Origin of the sequence: Pseudomonas sp. PA-4-8C (assembly GCF_021606625.1) — a bacterium.
GTDB classification, from domain to species: Bacteria; Pseudomonadota; Gammaproteobacteria; order Pseudomonadales; family Pseudomonadaceae; genus Aquipseudomonas; species Aquipseudomonas lactis.
Window position 1 is genome coordinate 12,755 of record NZ_WKCD01000009.1, and the last position, 11,635, is coordinate 24,389.

13 protein-coding genes are annotated in these 11,635 nt (G+C 60.4%); 7 read left to right on the top strand and 6 right to left on the bottom strand.

Annotated elements, in window-relative coordinates; all coding sequences use genetic code 11:
- The first annotated feature begins 144 nt into the window (after window positions 1–144).
- The 3 genes from pstB to GIW04_RS03200 all read left to right on the top strand — a co-directional run bounded on the left by pstB (window position 145) and on the right by GIW04_RS03200 (window position 2,874).
- The gene (gene pstB / locus GIW04_RS03190; protein ID WP_003195626.1) at window positions 145–978 is read left to right on the top strand and encodes a phosphate ABC transporter ATP-binding protein PstB; all 834 of its coding nucleotides are present in this window, start codon (window positions 145–147) and stop codon (window positions 976–978) included.
- A gap of 70 nt (window positions 979–1,048) precedes the next feature.
- Entirely contained in the window at window positions 1,049–1,810 is a 762-nt protein-coding gene (phoU, locus tag GIW04_RS03195; RefSeq protein WP_003195624.1) for a phosphate signaling complex protein PhoU, read from the top strand.
- Window positions 1,811–1,974: 164 nt separating this feature from the next.
- Window positions 1,975–2,874 (top strand): response regulator, encoded by a 900-nt coding sequence (locus tag GIW04_RS03200; protein ID WP_003195622.1) that lies wholly within the window; start codon window positions 1,975–1,977, stop codon window positions 2,872–2,874.
- A 132-nt stretch (window positions 2,875–3,006) separates the two neighbouring features.
- On the opposite strand, the gene GIW04_RS03205 is transcribed toward GIW04_RS03200, so the two are convergent.
- The 3 genes from GIW04_RS03205 to phoB form a co-directional block, all read right to left on the bottom strand.
- Window positions 3,007–4,347, bottom strand: a complete 1,341-nt coding sequence (locus GIW04_RS03205) for a hemolysin family protein (RefSeq protein WP_003195620.1) — start codon at window positions 4,345–4,347, stop codon at window positions 3,007–3,009.
- A gap of 257 nt (window positions 4,348–4,604) precedes the next feature.
- On the bottom strand, window positions 4,605–5,891 hold the full coding sequence (gene phoR, locus GIW04_RS03210; protein WP_186354929.1) for a phosphate regulon sensor histidine kinase PhoR: 1,287 nt from the start codon (window positions 5,889–5,891) through the stop codon (window positions 4,605–4,607).
- 95 nt (window positions 5,892–5,986) lie between these two features.
- Window positions 5,987–6,676 carry a phosphate regulon transcriptional regulator PhoB gene (phoB, locus tag GIW04_RS03215; protein ID WP_003195617.1) on the bottom strand — a complete coding sequence of 230 codons (690 nt, stop codon included), beginning with the start codon at window positions 6,674–6,676 and terminating at the stop codon, window positions 5,987–5,989.
- A 152-nt stretch (window positions 6,677–6,828) separates the two neighbouring features.
- On the opposite strand from phoB, the gene GIW04_RS03220 reads away from it, so the two are divergent.
- A complete protein-coding gene (locus tag GIW04_RS03220) occupies window positions 6,829–7,206 on the top strand; it encodes a COG4315 family predicted lipoprotein (RefSeq protein ID WP_003195615.1) in 378 nt (125 codons plus the stop codon).
- A 122-nt stretch (window positions 7,207–7,328) separates the two neighbouring features.
- Here the strand turns inward: GIW04_RS03220 and ubiA are convergent, their stop codons facing one another.
- On the bottom strand, window positions 7,329–8,219 hold the full coding sequence (gene ubiA, locus GIW04_RS03225) for a 4-hydroxybenzoate octaprenyltransferase (RefSeq protein ID WP_120247440.1): 891 nt from the start codon (window positions 8,217–8,219) through the stop codon (window positions 7,329–7,331).
- Window positions 8,219–8,782, bottom strand: a complete 564-nt coding sequence (locus GIW04_RS03230) for a chorismate--pyruvate lyase family protein (protein WP_003195610.1) — start codon at window positions 8,780–8,782, stop codon at window positions 8,219–8,221. Before GIW04_RS03230 ends, ubiA begins: the two co-directional genes overlap by 1 nt.
- Window positions 8,783–8,977: 195 nt before the next feature.
- On the opposite strand from GIW04_RS03230, the gene GIW04_RS03235 reads away from it, so the two are divergent.
- From GIW04_RS03235 to GIW04_RS03245, 3 genes are all read left to right on the top strand, one after another.
- A complete protein-coding gene (locus GIW04_RS03235) occupies window positions 8,978–9,145 on the top strand; it encodes a rubredoxin (protein ID WP_002555879.1) in 168 nt (55 codons plus the stop codon).
- Between the two features lie 36 nt (window positions 9,146–9,181).
- Window positions 9,182–10,330 carry an NAD(P)/FAD-dependent oxidoreductase gene (locus GIW04_RS03240; RefSeq protein ID WP_003195591.1) on the top strand — a complete coding sequence of 383 codons (1,149 nt, stop codon included), beginning with the start codon at window positions 9,182–9,184 and terminating at the stop codon, window positions 10,328–10,330.
- A gap of 190 nt (window positions 10,331–10,520) precedes the next feature.
- On the top strand, window positions 10,521–10,796 hold the full coding sequence (locus GIW04_RS03245; protein ID WP_003195589.1) for an HU family DNA-binding protein: 276 nt from the start codon (window positions 10,521–10,523) through the stop codon (window positions 10,794–10,796).
- 129 nt (window positions 10,797–10,925) lie between these two features.
- On the opposite strand, the gene GIW04_RS03250 is transcribed toward GIW04_RS03245, so the two are convergent.
- Window positions 10,926–11,588 (bottom strand): hypothetical protein, encoded by a 663-nt coding sequence (locus GIW04_RS03250; protein WP_120247441.1) that lies wholly within the window; start codon window positions 11,586–11,588, stop codon window positions 10,926–10,928.
- Between the last annotated feature and the right edge of the window lie 47 nt (window positions 11,589–11,635).

Genomic DNA, 11,635 nt, shown 5'->3' on the forward strand with positions numbered 1-11,635 from the left:
GGCTTGCCTGCGATGCAGACGACGCGGTGTATCAGTAAGACCGCAGTGATGCCATCGCAGGCAAGCCAGCTCCCACAGGCACAGAATTTGAGTAAGCCGCCCCGGCGGTTCAACGAAATGAATTGGTAGCACAGGGAGCATCCCATGCAACACGAAACCCAATCCCACGGCATCAACATGTCTGCCCTGGGTCGCGACAAGCAGAGCCTGAGCCTGGCCCAGGAAACCGTGGCCATCGAAGTCCCTGGCCTGAGCCTGTACTACGGCGACAAGCAGGCGTTGTTCGACGTCAGCATGAACATCCCCAAGCAACGCGTGACCGCCTTCATCGGCCCGTCGGGCTGCGGCAAGTCCACGCTGCTGCGAACCTTCAACCGCATGAATGACCTGGTGGACGGTTGCCGTGTAGAAGGTGCGATCAACCTCTACGGCACCAATATCTACCGCAAGGGCGAAGACGTGGCCGAGCTGCGTCGCCGCGTGGGCATGGTGTTCCAGAAGCCCAACCCGTTCCCCAAGACCATCTACGAAAACGTGGTCTACGGCCTGCGTATCCAGGGCATCAACAAGAAACGCATCCTCGACGAAGCGGTTGAATGGGCGCTCAAGGGCGCGGCATTGTGGGACGAGGTCAAGGACCGCCTGCACGAATCGGCACTCGGCTTGTCCGGCGGCCAGCAGCAGCGTCTGGTGATCGCCCGTACCATCGCCGTAGAGCCGGAAGTGTTGCTGCTCGACGAACCGTGCTCGGCCCTCGACCCGATCTCCACCCTGAAAGTCGAAGAGCTGATCTACGAGCTCAAGTCCAAGTTCACCATCGTCATCGTCACCCACAACATGCAACAGGCGGCGCGGGTTTCCGACTACACCGCGTTCATGTACATGGGCAAGCTGGTGGAGTTCGGTGATACCGACACCCTGTTCACCAATCCGGCGAAGAAGCAGACCGAAGACTACATCACCGGTCGCTACGGCTAGGAAGCTGTGGTTCTGATTGCACTGACGCTGCGGTTCTCCGCACCTTACCGGACGCTCCAAGGACGCCAACATGATTAGCAAAGAAGGCCTTACCCACCACATCTCCGCGCAGTTCAATGCCGAGCTTGAGGAAGTGCGCAGCCACCTCCTGGCGATGGGCGGGCTGGTGGAGAAGCAAGTCAACGATGCGGTCACCGCGCTGATCGAGGCCGACTCGGGCCTGGCCCAGCAGGTGCGTGAGATTGATGAGCAGATCAACCAGATGGAACGCAATATCGACGAAGAGTGCCTGCGCATTCTCGCCCGTCGCCAGCCGGCAGCCTCGGACCTGCGTTTGATCATCAGCATTTCCAAGTCGGTGATCGACCTGGAGCGCATCGGTGACGAAGCCACCAAGATTGCCCGCCGCGCCATCCAGCTGTGCGAGGAGGGTGAAGCCCCTCGTGGCTACGTGGAAGTGCGCCATATCGGCGATCAGGTGCGCAACATGGTGCGTGATGCCCTCGACGCCTTCGCTCGCTTTGACGCCGAACTGGCGTTGTCTGTGGCCCAGTACGACAAAATCATCGACCGCGAATACAAGACTGCGCTGCGCGAGTTGGCCACTTACATGATGGAAGACCCGCGCTCGATCTCGCGAGTCTTGAACATCATTTGGGTGCTGCGTTCCCTGGAGCGTATCGGCGACCATGCGCGCAATATCTCGGAACTGGTGATTTATCTGGTGCGCGGCACCGACGTGCGGCACATGGGCCTCAAGCGCATGAAAGCCGAAGTTGAAGGCACTGCTGATCTAATCCCTAATGTTTCGGGCGAATCTGACGATAAGTAAGGTTGCCCGAGAAATTAACGCCCGGCCTCTGGCCGGGCGTTTTCGTTTGTGGCATCTGAATTTTTTGCACAGCAGGCGCCATAAAGTCCTTCTGTGACCCGCGAGCTTTGGCAAAATGCCATCAGTCAGGCGTTTTGCAGACGTTTTTATAGGATGAAGGGTCGATGAGTAAAGTCAGTGTGTTGGTGGTGGATGACGCCTCGTTTATTCGCGACCTGGTGAAGAAGTGCCTGCGCAATTACTTCCCTGGGATCAAGATCGAAGATGCGGTGAACGGCAAAAAGGCGCAATCCATCCTGATGCGCGAAACCTTCGACCTGGTGCTGTGTGACTGGGAAATGCCGGAAATGTCCGGCCTTGAGCTGTTGACCTGGTGCCGCGAGCAAGCCCACCTGAAGGCCATGCCGTTCGTGATGGTGACTAGTCGTGGCGACAAGGAAAACGTGGTGCAGGCCATCCAGGCAGGCGTTTCCGGCTACGTCAGCAAGCCGTTCACCAACGAGCAGTTGCTCAACAAGGTCAAGCAGGCCCTGCACAAGATCGGTCGCCTCGATGCACTGATTGCCAGCGCGCCGACCAAGATGAACTCAGCCTTCGGCAACGACTCCCTGAGCGCCCTGACCGGCGGCAAACCCGAAGCGGTCAAGCCGGCCCCGGTGGCGGCGCCCAGCAAAGGCCTGCTCAACACCCCGCCCGTCAAGGCCCCCGCGGCAGCGGCGCCGGCTGGCAGTCGCGGTCAGGGCCAGTTGCGCCTCGCAAGCGGCACCCAGCAATGCGTGATCAAGGCCCTGAGCATCAAGGAGGCGTTGCTGGTGGTAAAGCGTGGCGAGGTCCTGCCTCAGGTACTGGAAAGCGCCGTGCTCGACCTTGAGCAGGGCGACAACGCCGAAGTCGCACGGCTCAACGGCTACCTGCACGCCATCGTCGCCTACGAGCCAAAGCCCGACAGCGACTGGTTGCAACTGACCTTCCGCTTTATCGACCAGGATGCGCAGAAGCTGGATTACATTTCCCGCCTGATCGCCCGTGGCACGGCGCAGAAGCATTTCGTGCCGGGTGCGTGACCCTTCAAGGCGACGCTTGGTCCATGTGGGAGCGGGCTTGCCCGCGATAGCAATCTATCAGTCAACGATGCGCTGGCTGACCCACCGCTATCGCGGGCAAGCCCGCTCCCACACACAGCACTGCGCCTGCAGTCAGTCCAGCAGCAGCACCTTGGCCAGTACGATCTTCGGCCCTTTCATCTTCTTGATGATGATCCGCAAGCCTTCCACTTCCAGCACTTCCTCTTCTTCCGGCACGCGCTTGAGCGTGTCGTAGATCAGGCCGGCCAGGGTTTCGGCTTCGATGTGGTCCAGGTCGACGCCCAACAGGCGCTCCACCTTGAACAACGGCGTGTCGCCACGCACCAGCAGTTTGCCGGGCTGGTAGGCGAGGATGCCGCGCTCGGCCTTGCGGTGTTCGTCCTGGATATCGCCCACCAGCACTTCCAGTACGTCTTCCATGGTCAGGTAGCCGATGATCTTGCCGTCGGCTTCTTCCACCAGGGCGAAGTGCGCGCCGCCTTTGCGGAACTGCTCCAGCAGTTGCGACAACGGCATATGCCGCGATACGCGTTCCAGCGGGCGGGTCAATTCGGCCAGGTTGAACGATTCGGGGATATGGTCCAGGGCCGCCAGCTCCAGCAGCAAATCCTTGATGTGCAACAAGCCGACAAACTCGTTGCGCACCGCGTCATACACCGGGTAACGGCTGAATTTGTGACGACGGAACAGCGCGAGGATTTCCTTGAGCGGGGCGTTGAAATCCAGGGTCACCAGGTCTTCCCGGGAGTTGGCCCAGTCCACCACTTCCAGCTCGCCCATTTCCACGGCGGAGGCCAGTACGCGCATGCCTTGGTCGCTGGGGTCCTGGCCACGGCTGGAGTGCAGGATCAGCTTGAGTTCTTCGCGGCTGTAATGGTGCTCATGGTGCGGGCCAGGCTCGCCTTGGCCAGCGATGCGCAAAATGGCGTTGGCACTGGCGTTGAGCAGGTAGATGGCCGGGTACATCGCCCAGTAGAACAGGTACAGCGGCACGGCCGTCCACAGCGACAGCAGCTCGGGTTTGCGGATCGCCCAGGACTTGGGGGCCAGTTCGCCGACCACGATGTGCAGGTAGGAAATCACGAAGAAGGCGGCAAAGAACGACACGCCCTTGATCACTTCCGGCGACTGCACGCCGACCGCGCCCAGCATCGGCTCGAGGATGTGCGCAAAGGCCGGTTCACCGACCCAGCCCAGGCCCAGGGACGCCAGGGTGATACCCAGCTGGCAGGCCGACAGGTAGGCGTCGAGCTGGCTGTGCACGGTACGCAGGATCTGCCCGCGCCAGCCGTTCTTATGGGCGATGGCCTCGACGCGGGTGGCGCGCAGTTTGACCATGGCAAATTCCGCCGCAACGAAGAAGCCGTTGAGCAGTACCAGGATCAGTGCAAAAAGAATCATGCCGAAATCGGCGAAGAGTGTAGCCAGGGTAATGCCAGGGGAAGGGTCCATGATGGGGTTTTGCAGGTTCCGTGTGTTCAATAAGGGGTGACAGGTGGGCCTGAAAGGCAGGCACAAGTCGGCCAATGTAGCGGCTGACGGGGCGCTTGCCTAGTGCCCGCTGCCGGGCGGGGCTGCAAAGTCGTGACGCAGAGCCCGTGTGGGAGCTGGCTTGCCTGCGATGGCGGCCTGCCTGCTACCGATGATTTGGCTGACCCGCCGCCATCGCAGGCAAGCCAGCTCCCACATTAGGCCGTGCTCACTTCAACTTAATTATCGGCCTCGACCGCTCGCTCACGGGTCACCTGCGCCGGCGGAAAATGGCAGGTAAAGGTACTGCCATGCCCCAGCACGCTGCTGATCTCCAGGCGGGCCCGATGGCGCAGCAGCACATGTTTGACGATGGCCAGGCCCAGACCGGTGCCACCGGTGTTGGAGTTGCGGCTGGAGTCGACACGGTAGAAGCGTTCGGTCAGGCGCGGCAGGTGCTTGGCGTCGATACCGATCCCCGAGTCCTGCACACTCAGGTGCGCGCCATGCTCGTCGGCCCACCAGCGAATGCGGATATTGCCCTTGTCCTGGGTGTACTTCACCGCATTGAACACCAAGTTGGAGAAGGCGCTGCGCAATTCGCCTTCGCTGCCCTTGAGCAATACGGTTGGGTCGGCCTCCAGTGTGATCTGCTGCCCGCGTTCGCCCGACAGGGCCTGGGCATCGTTCTTGATCGTCTGCAACAGGCTCTGCACAGCCACGGGGTGGTTGTCCGAGGGGTAGTCCGTGGCTTCAAGCTTGGCCAGCAACAGCAGGTCGTTGAGCAGGGTCTGCATGCGTGAGCCTTGCTGCTGCATCTGTTGCAGGGCGCGGCTCCAGCGCGGGTTGATCTCGTCGACATTGTCGAGCAACGTCTCCAGGTAGCCGCAGATCACCGTCAACGGCGTGCGCAGCTCATGAGAAACGTTGGCCACGAAGTCTTTGCGCATCTGTTCCAACTGGTGGATACGGGTCACGTCACGCACCAGCATCAAATGCTCGTTGTTGCCGTAGCGGGTCAGGTACAGCTGGATGCGCACGCGGTCGTTGGTGGGCGAGGGGATTTCCAGGGCTTCTTCGTAGTTGTCCTGCTCGAAGTATTCCTTGAAGCGCGGGTGGCGCACCAGGTTGGTCACCGGCTGGCCGCTGTCCTGGGGCGTCTTGAGGCCCAGTAGTGTCTCCGCGGCACGGTTCCACCATTCCAGGTTGCCGTCGCTGTCGAGCATGATCACCGCGTCCTTGAGCGCGGCGGTGGACTCCTGCACCCGGTCGATCACCGCTTGCAGCCGCCCGCGTACCCGTTGGTCGCGGCGTTGCAGGTGGTAGATGCTGTCGAACACCTCGCCCCACAGGCCGTAGCCATCGGGCGGTGCTTCATCGGGTTTGTGCTGGCGCAGCCATTCATGCAAGCGCAGCAACTGCTTGAGGGTCCAGCCCAGGTACAAGGCAATGCCCGCGGCCAGGCTCCAGCCGTAGTAGCCGCTGACCAGCCCCACCAACAGGCAGCCGGTGACCAGCAAGAGCATGTGGCGGATCAGGGTGCCATGCCAGTTTTGATTCACTTGAACATGCGTCCTTGTCAGCTGTTTAAGTCAGGCTATTGATTCACGAAACGGCTGGCTCAGCCTTTGGTAGAAAATCGATAGCCGGTGCCGCGCACGGTTTGTACCAGATTCTCGTACGCATCGCCCAAGGCTTTGCGCAGGCGGCGGATATGCACATCCACCGTGCGCTCTTCCACATAGACGTTGCCGCCCCACACCTGGTCGAGCAGTTGGCCACGGGTGTAGGCGCGCTCCTGGTGGGTCATGAAGAATTGCAGCAGGCGGTATTCGGTCGGCCCCATTTCCGCAGGCTTGCCGTCGATGGTCACGCGGTGGCTGATCGGGTCCAGGATCAAGCCGTCGACTTCGATAGGCGCTTCGCCATCGGTCGGGCCGGCACGGCGCAGCACGGCTTTGAGGCGTGCCACCAGTTCCCGTGGGGAAAACGGCTTGGTGATGTAGTCATCGGCGCCGACTTCCAGGCCCTGGATCTTGTTGTCCTCTTCGCCCTTGGCGGTGAGCATGATGATCGGGATATCCCCGGTCAGCTCGTCACGCTTGAGACGGCGGGCCAACTCGATGCCCGAGGTGCCGGGCAGCATCCAGTCGAGCAGAATCAGGTCCGGCTTGCGGTCGACGATAATGGCGTGGGCCTGCTGGGAGTTCTCCGCCTCCAGGCAGTCATAGCCGGCCATTTCCAACGCGACGGCGATCATTTCGCGAATGGGCGCTTCGTCGTCAACGATCAGAATGCTCCTGCCAACCATGCTCAATCCTCTTGTCATTTAACTGTCTTGCGCCGCATTAGATAACGGAATTATTGCAGTCGTGTGACAGTAATTTAGTCGCTTGGGCAATTAACGGCACTCTGGACTACCCTTTGGGTCCGAATCCTGACAACCACAAAAGGAAGGTTCCGATGACTTACAGCACTGTTTCCTGGAAAGCCCTGCTGGTATCTGCGGTGTTGACGCTGCCAGGCCTGGCGTTTGCGGCAGAGCCGGCGATGACCAAAGACGGGATGTTGGTGGATCACAAGGGGATGACGCTCTACACCTTCGACAAGGACGCTGATGGCAAATCAGTGTGCAAGGACCAGTGCGCGACCAACTGGCCACCGCTGAAAGCAGAATCCACCGACACCAAGACCGGCGATTGGACGGTGATCACCCGCGACGACCAGACCAGCCAGTGGGCCTACAAAGGCAAGCCTGTCTATACCTACAAGGACGACAAGAAAGCCGGTGACAAGACCGGTGATGGGAAGGGTAGCGTCTGGCACATCATCAAGCCTTAAGTCTGCGGCGCTGCTGAATCCATCGGGGGGCAAGCCTCTCCCAATTTTTTGATCTGCGAATACAGTCAAAATGTGGGAGCTGGCTTGCCTGCGATGACGTCCCAACAGTCACCACAGAATCCTCAGCGAACTGCGTAATCCACCACAATCCCGACAAAAATCGCCAACCCGGCCCAGTGGTTATGCAAGAACGCCTTGAAGCACTTCATGCGGTCCCTGTCCCGTGTGTACCAGAACTCCCAGGCAAAACAGCCCGCTGCCGCCAGCAGCCCCAGGTGGAACCACCCGCCCAGCTCGAACCGCGCGCCGGCCAGCAACAGACACGCCAGCGCCAGGCCTTGCAACGTGAGGATGATCACGCGGTCGGCATCGCCAAATAGAATGGCGGTGGATTTCACCCCGATCTTCAAGTCGTCATCGCGGTCGGTCATGGCGTAATAGGTGTCGTAGCCCACCGTCCACAACAGGTTGGCGATGTACAGCAGCCACGCGGTGGCAGGCAAATCGCCGGTCTCGGCGGTAAACGCCATCGGCATGCCCCAGGAAAACGCGGCGCCCAGCACCACCTGGGGGTAATAGGTGTAGCGCTTCATGAACGGGTAGCTCGCCGCCAGAGCCAGGCCGCCCAGGGACAGCAGGATGGTACTGGCGTTGGTCAGCAGCACCAGCAGGAAACTGATGCCCATCAGCACGGCAAAAAACACCAGGGCTTCTTTCGAACTGATCTTGCCGCTCACCAGCGGGCGTTGCTCGGTGCGTTTCACATGGCCATCGACCTTGCGGTCGGCCCAGTCATTGATCACGCAGCCGCCGGCCCGGGTGAGTACCACGCCCAGCACGAAAATCACGATATTGATCAGCGACGGCGAGCCCTTGCCGGCGATCCACAGGGCCCACAGTGTCGGCCACAGCAGCAGGTAGATGCCGATGGGCTTGTCCATGCGCGTCAACTGAATGAAATCCCAGGCCCTGGGGTTCAGGCGGTTCAAGGACTTGAGCAGACGTTGGTACATCAGCAGTTCTCCGGATGATCGTGCAACGCGTGCCAGAAACTCGGCAGAAAGACTTCCGCCACCAGCACGCTCAGCGCCCCGCGGTCGAAGCGCGAGCGGCGCGCCCACAGGTTATCGGCCTGGTCCGCTGTTGGCAGCCAGGCACGAGGGTAGTGACACACTTCAATAGCCTGGCGGGTAAAGGCGCGGTCGCAGAACAGCAACTCGCCCAGCGAACGGCTGCCCAGCTCGTCCATGTGCAGCCCGTCGCCCTGCAAGGCACTGCGGGCCGCCACGCTGCGGGCGAACACCCAAGGCTGGCCGTGCCCGCGCAAATACACCTCGCGTACCCAACCGATACTGGCCGGCGGCAGGTCCAGCGCGGCACATTCGTCGTCGCGCAACGGTTGCCAGCCTTCGAACAGCGGCGTCACGCTGAAACCCTCGTTGGAAAGCCACGTCAGCCGTCGCGTCAGCGAGCCTTCGTCAAACAGCCAATTGAGGGTCAAGGGCGTGGGCAAGGGGCTCAGAAGGCTCTGGGTCAGCCATTGGCAAGCATCGGGAAGGGCGATTGAGTGCGGCACGGTGAGTCAGTATTGGCAGCAAAAGAGGCCGCGAGCTTACCATGGCACCCTGGGCTTTTGCCGTGCCAAACCCGTCGTTTGCGTCGAACATGCTTGCATCTGCAGGCCCCGATCAGTACAAAACGCCCTGAGCCGCGCGGCAACGCTGGATCCATCGACCGCCGGCCAACACGCCTGAACCTGAGGAAGCACGTAATGAAGAAGTGGCAATGTATCGTCTGTGGCCTTATTTACAACGAAGCGGACGGCTGGCCGGATGACGGTATTGCACCAGGCACTCTGTGGCAGGACGTCCCGGAAGACTGGCTGTGCCCGGACTGCGGTGTGGGCAAAATGGATTTCGAAATGATCGAAATCGGCTAATCAACGAATTAAGAAACGTACTACAAGGAGAAGGGAATGAACGCACCTGTCGTGATCATCGGCACAGGATTGGCCGGTTACAACGTCGCCCGGGAGTTTCGCAAGCTCGATAGCGAGACCCCATTGCTGCTGATCACTGCCGATGACGGACGCTCCTACTCCAAGCCCATGCTCTCCACCGGCTTTGGCAAGAACAAGGAAGCCGATGGCCTGAGCATGGCCGAGCCTGGCGCGATGGCCGAGCAACTCAAGGCCCAAGTGCGCACCCATACACGCATCAGCGGCATCGACCCAGGCCACAAGCGTCTGTGGATCGGCGAGGAAGCAGTGACCTACCGCGACCTGGTCCTGGCCTGGGGCGCAGAAACCGTGCGCGTACCGGTCGAAGGCGATGCGGCTGAGTTGATTTTCCCGATCAACGACCTGGAAGACTACGCGCGCTTTCGTGCCGCCGCTGCCGGTAAACGACGCGTACTGCTGCTCGGCGCCGGCCTGATCGGTTGTGAGTTTGCCAATGATCTGATCCTGGGCGGCTATGAAATCGACCTGGTCGCGCCGTGTGAGCAAGTCATGCCGACCCTGCTGCACCCGGCGGCAGCCGCAGCGGTGCAAGCCGGGCTGGAAGGCATCGGCGCGCGTTTCCACCTGGGCCCGGTGCTCAATCGCCTGCAACGCACGGCTGATGGCCTTGAAGCGCACCTGTCGGACGGCGAAGTGATCCACTGTGACCTGGTGGTGTCCGCCATTGGCCTGCGCCCTCGCGTGGACTTGGCCGCAGCCGCCGGCCTGCAAATCAACCGCGGCATCATGGTGGACCGCCACCTCAAGACCTCCCACGCCAACATCTACGCCTTGGGCGACTGCGCAGAGGTTGATGGTCTGAACCTGTTGTACGTGATGCCATTGATGAGCTGCGCCCGCGCCCTGGCGCAAACCTTGGCCGGCAATGCCACGGCGGTGAGCTATGGGCCTATGCCGATCACGGTGAAAACCCCGGTGTGCCCGCTGGTGGTGTCTCCTGCGCCACGGGGCACCGAAGGTGTGTGGAGCGTCGAAGGGCAGGGTGCCGACATCAAGGCCCTGTGCCGCGATGCCAGCGGCCGCCTGCTGGGTTACGCACTGACCGGCAGCGCCGTCATGGAAAAACTGGCGCTGAACAAAGAACTTCCGCCGTTACTGGCGTAAATACCAGCCGTTCTGTCGCAAACATCACGTTCATACCCGGAGAAAGGCCGCCGCGAGACTGGCGCGGCGCCCGAGGGCATGCCATCCTCACTCCCGTCTGCCGCAGAGTAGAGCCTGCGGCGCCTTGGCGCTGCTCCACCAGAGAGCAGCACGGACATAACAACAAAAAACCGTCAAAGAGGCTTCACATATGCGTAAACCAGATCTCGCAGCCGCCATCGCTGAAAAAGCCGATCTCACCAAAGAACAGGCCAACCGCGTCCTCAACGCCGTCCTTGAAGAAATCACCGGCGCCCTGCACCGCAAGGACAGCGTCACCCTGGTCGGCTTCGGCACCTTCCTGCAACGCCACCGCGGCGCCCGCACCGGCAAAAACCCGCAAACCGGTGAGCCAGTGAAGATCAAGGCCAGCAACACCGTCGCTTTCAAGCCAGGCAAGTCGCTCAAAGACAGCGTCAACCCGTAAGTTAAGCGGTACCGTCTCGAAGGGAGGCGGGGCGGTAAAGAAGATGGGCACGCCGACTGGGTCGGGTGCCCATTTTTTGTTGGGTGCTGATGCGTATGCCAGATTAAGCCAGCTCGCCTAATCGCATTTTCAGGTGAATTGAACTAGGAAATAGCCGCCCACATCCCCTTCCTTCAGCTTTTTCGCTCGATTATCGGCGAACACATAGCCGATACCTCCACCGAATATTCCTTCGTGACTAGGGCTGATTTTTGCAATGTCGGCGTCGGTGAGTTGAGCCAAGAAATAGTAGCGAGGGCTTTCATACAAAGGGTCTTGCAACCAAGCGGGGCGCCCAAGGGCCTTGCTGATACCCGCGCCACTGTCCACGTCTTCCAATTCTTCCTCCATTTGTTCGGGAGTGAACGGTTGCTGGGCAATATACGTTCGCGGAATTGGATCAACCAACGCAGCGGGTGTGAGTTCGGAAGTCGCCAGCGCGTGAAGCAGAACCTGGCTATGGCCAAGTTGAAGTTTTTCCATCTCGCTTTGTTGATGGACAGTCAACTTTCGTACAGACGATCGTGTGTACGTTTCGTCAGTTCGCTCAACGGAGACGAACACCGTAAGCGCCATCCCGGAGGGTATGAATGGGACGTCCAAGAACGTTGAGGTCATCGTAATCACCGGCAGCATAAGCTGACCGGTTTGCGGATCTTTAGGCCACAGTGCAAGGTCTGCAAGCCACGCACCTCCGCCTATTTGTCCAAGGTTATGGTCTTGCTCTGAGAGGATAATTTGATTGATACCCATAGCCGGTGATCCTTTAGAAACAACCTTTTCGTTTGGCGAATAACGTG

What these genes read in the sequence shown, in the direction of transcription:
- phoU (WP_003195624.1), top strand. Translation starts at nt 1,049, where the DNA reads ATGATTAGCAAAGAAGGCCTTACCCACCACATCTCCGCGCAGTTCAAT.
- GIW04_RS03240 (WP_003195591.1), top strand. Translation starts at nt 9,182, where the DNA reads ATGAACGCACCTGTCGTGATCATCGGCACAGGATTGGCCGGTTACAAC.
- phoR (WP_186354929.1), bottom strand. Translation starts at nt 5,891, where the DNA reads ATGCTCTTGCTGGTCACCGGCTGCCTGTTGGTGGGGCTGGTCAGCGGC.
- GIW04_RS03220 (WP_003195615.1), top strand. Translation starts at nt 6,829, where the DNA reads ATGACTTACAGCACTGTTTCCTGGAAAGCCCTGCTGGTATCTGCGGTG.
- pstB (WP_003195626.1), top strand. Translation starts at nt 145, where the DNA reads ATGCAACACGAAACCCAATCCCACGGCATCAACATGTCTGCCCTGGGT.
- ubiA (WP_120247440.1), bottom strand. Translation starts at nt 8,219, where the DNA reads ATGTACCAACGTCTGCTCAAGTCCTTGAACCGCCTGAACCCCAGGGCC.
- GIW04_RS03200 (WP_003195622.1), top strand. Translation starts at nt 1,975, where the DNA reads ATGAGTAAAGTCAGTGTGTTGGTGGTGGATGACGCCTCGTTTATTCGC.
- GIW04_RS03205 (WP_003195620.1), bottom strand. Translation starts at nt 4,347, where the DNA reads ATGGACCCTTCCCCTGGCATTACCCTGGCTACACTCTTCGCCGATTTC.
- GIW04_RS03235 (WP_002555879.1), top strand. Translation starts at nt 8,978, where the DNA reads ATGAAGAAGTGGCAATGTATCGTCTGTGGCCTTATTTACAACGAAGCG.
- phoB (WP_003195617.1), bottom strand. Translation starts at nt 6,676, where the DNA reads ATGGTTGGCAGGAGCATTCTGATCGTTGACGACGAAGCGCCCATTCGC.
- GIW04_RS03245 (WP_003195589.1), top strand. Translation starts at nt 10,521, where the DNA reads ATGCGTAAACCAGATCTCGCAGCCGCCATCGCTGAAAAAGCCGATCTC.
- GIW04_RS03250 (WP_120247441.1), bottom strand. Translation starts at nt 11,588, where the DNA reads ATGGGTATCAATCAAATTATCCTCTCAGAGCAAGACCATAACCTTGGA.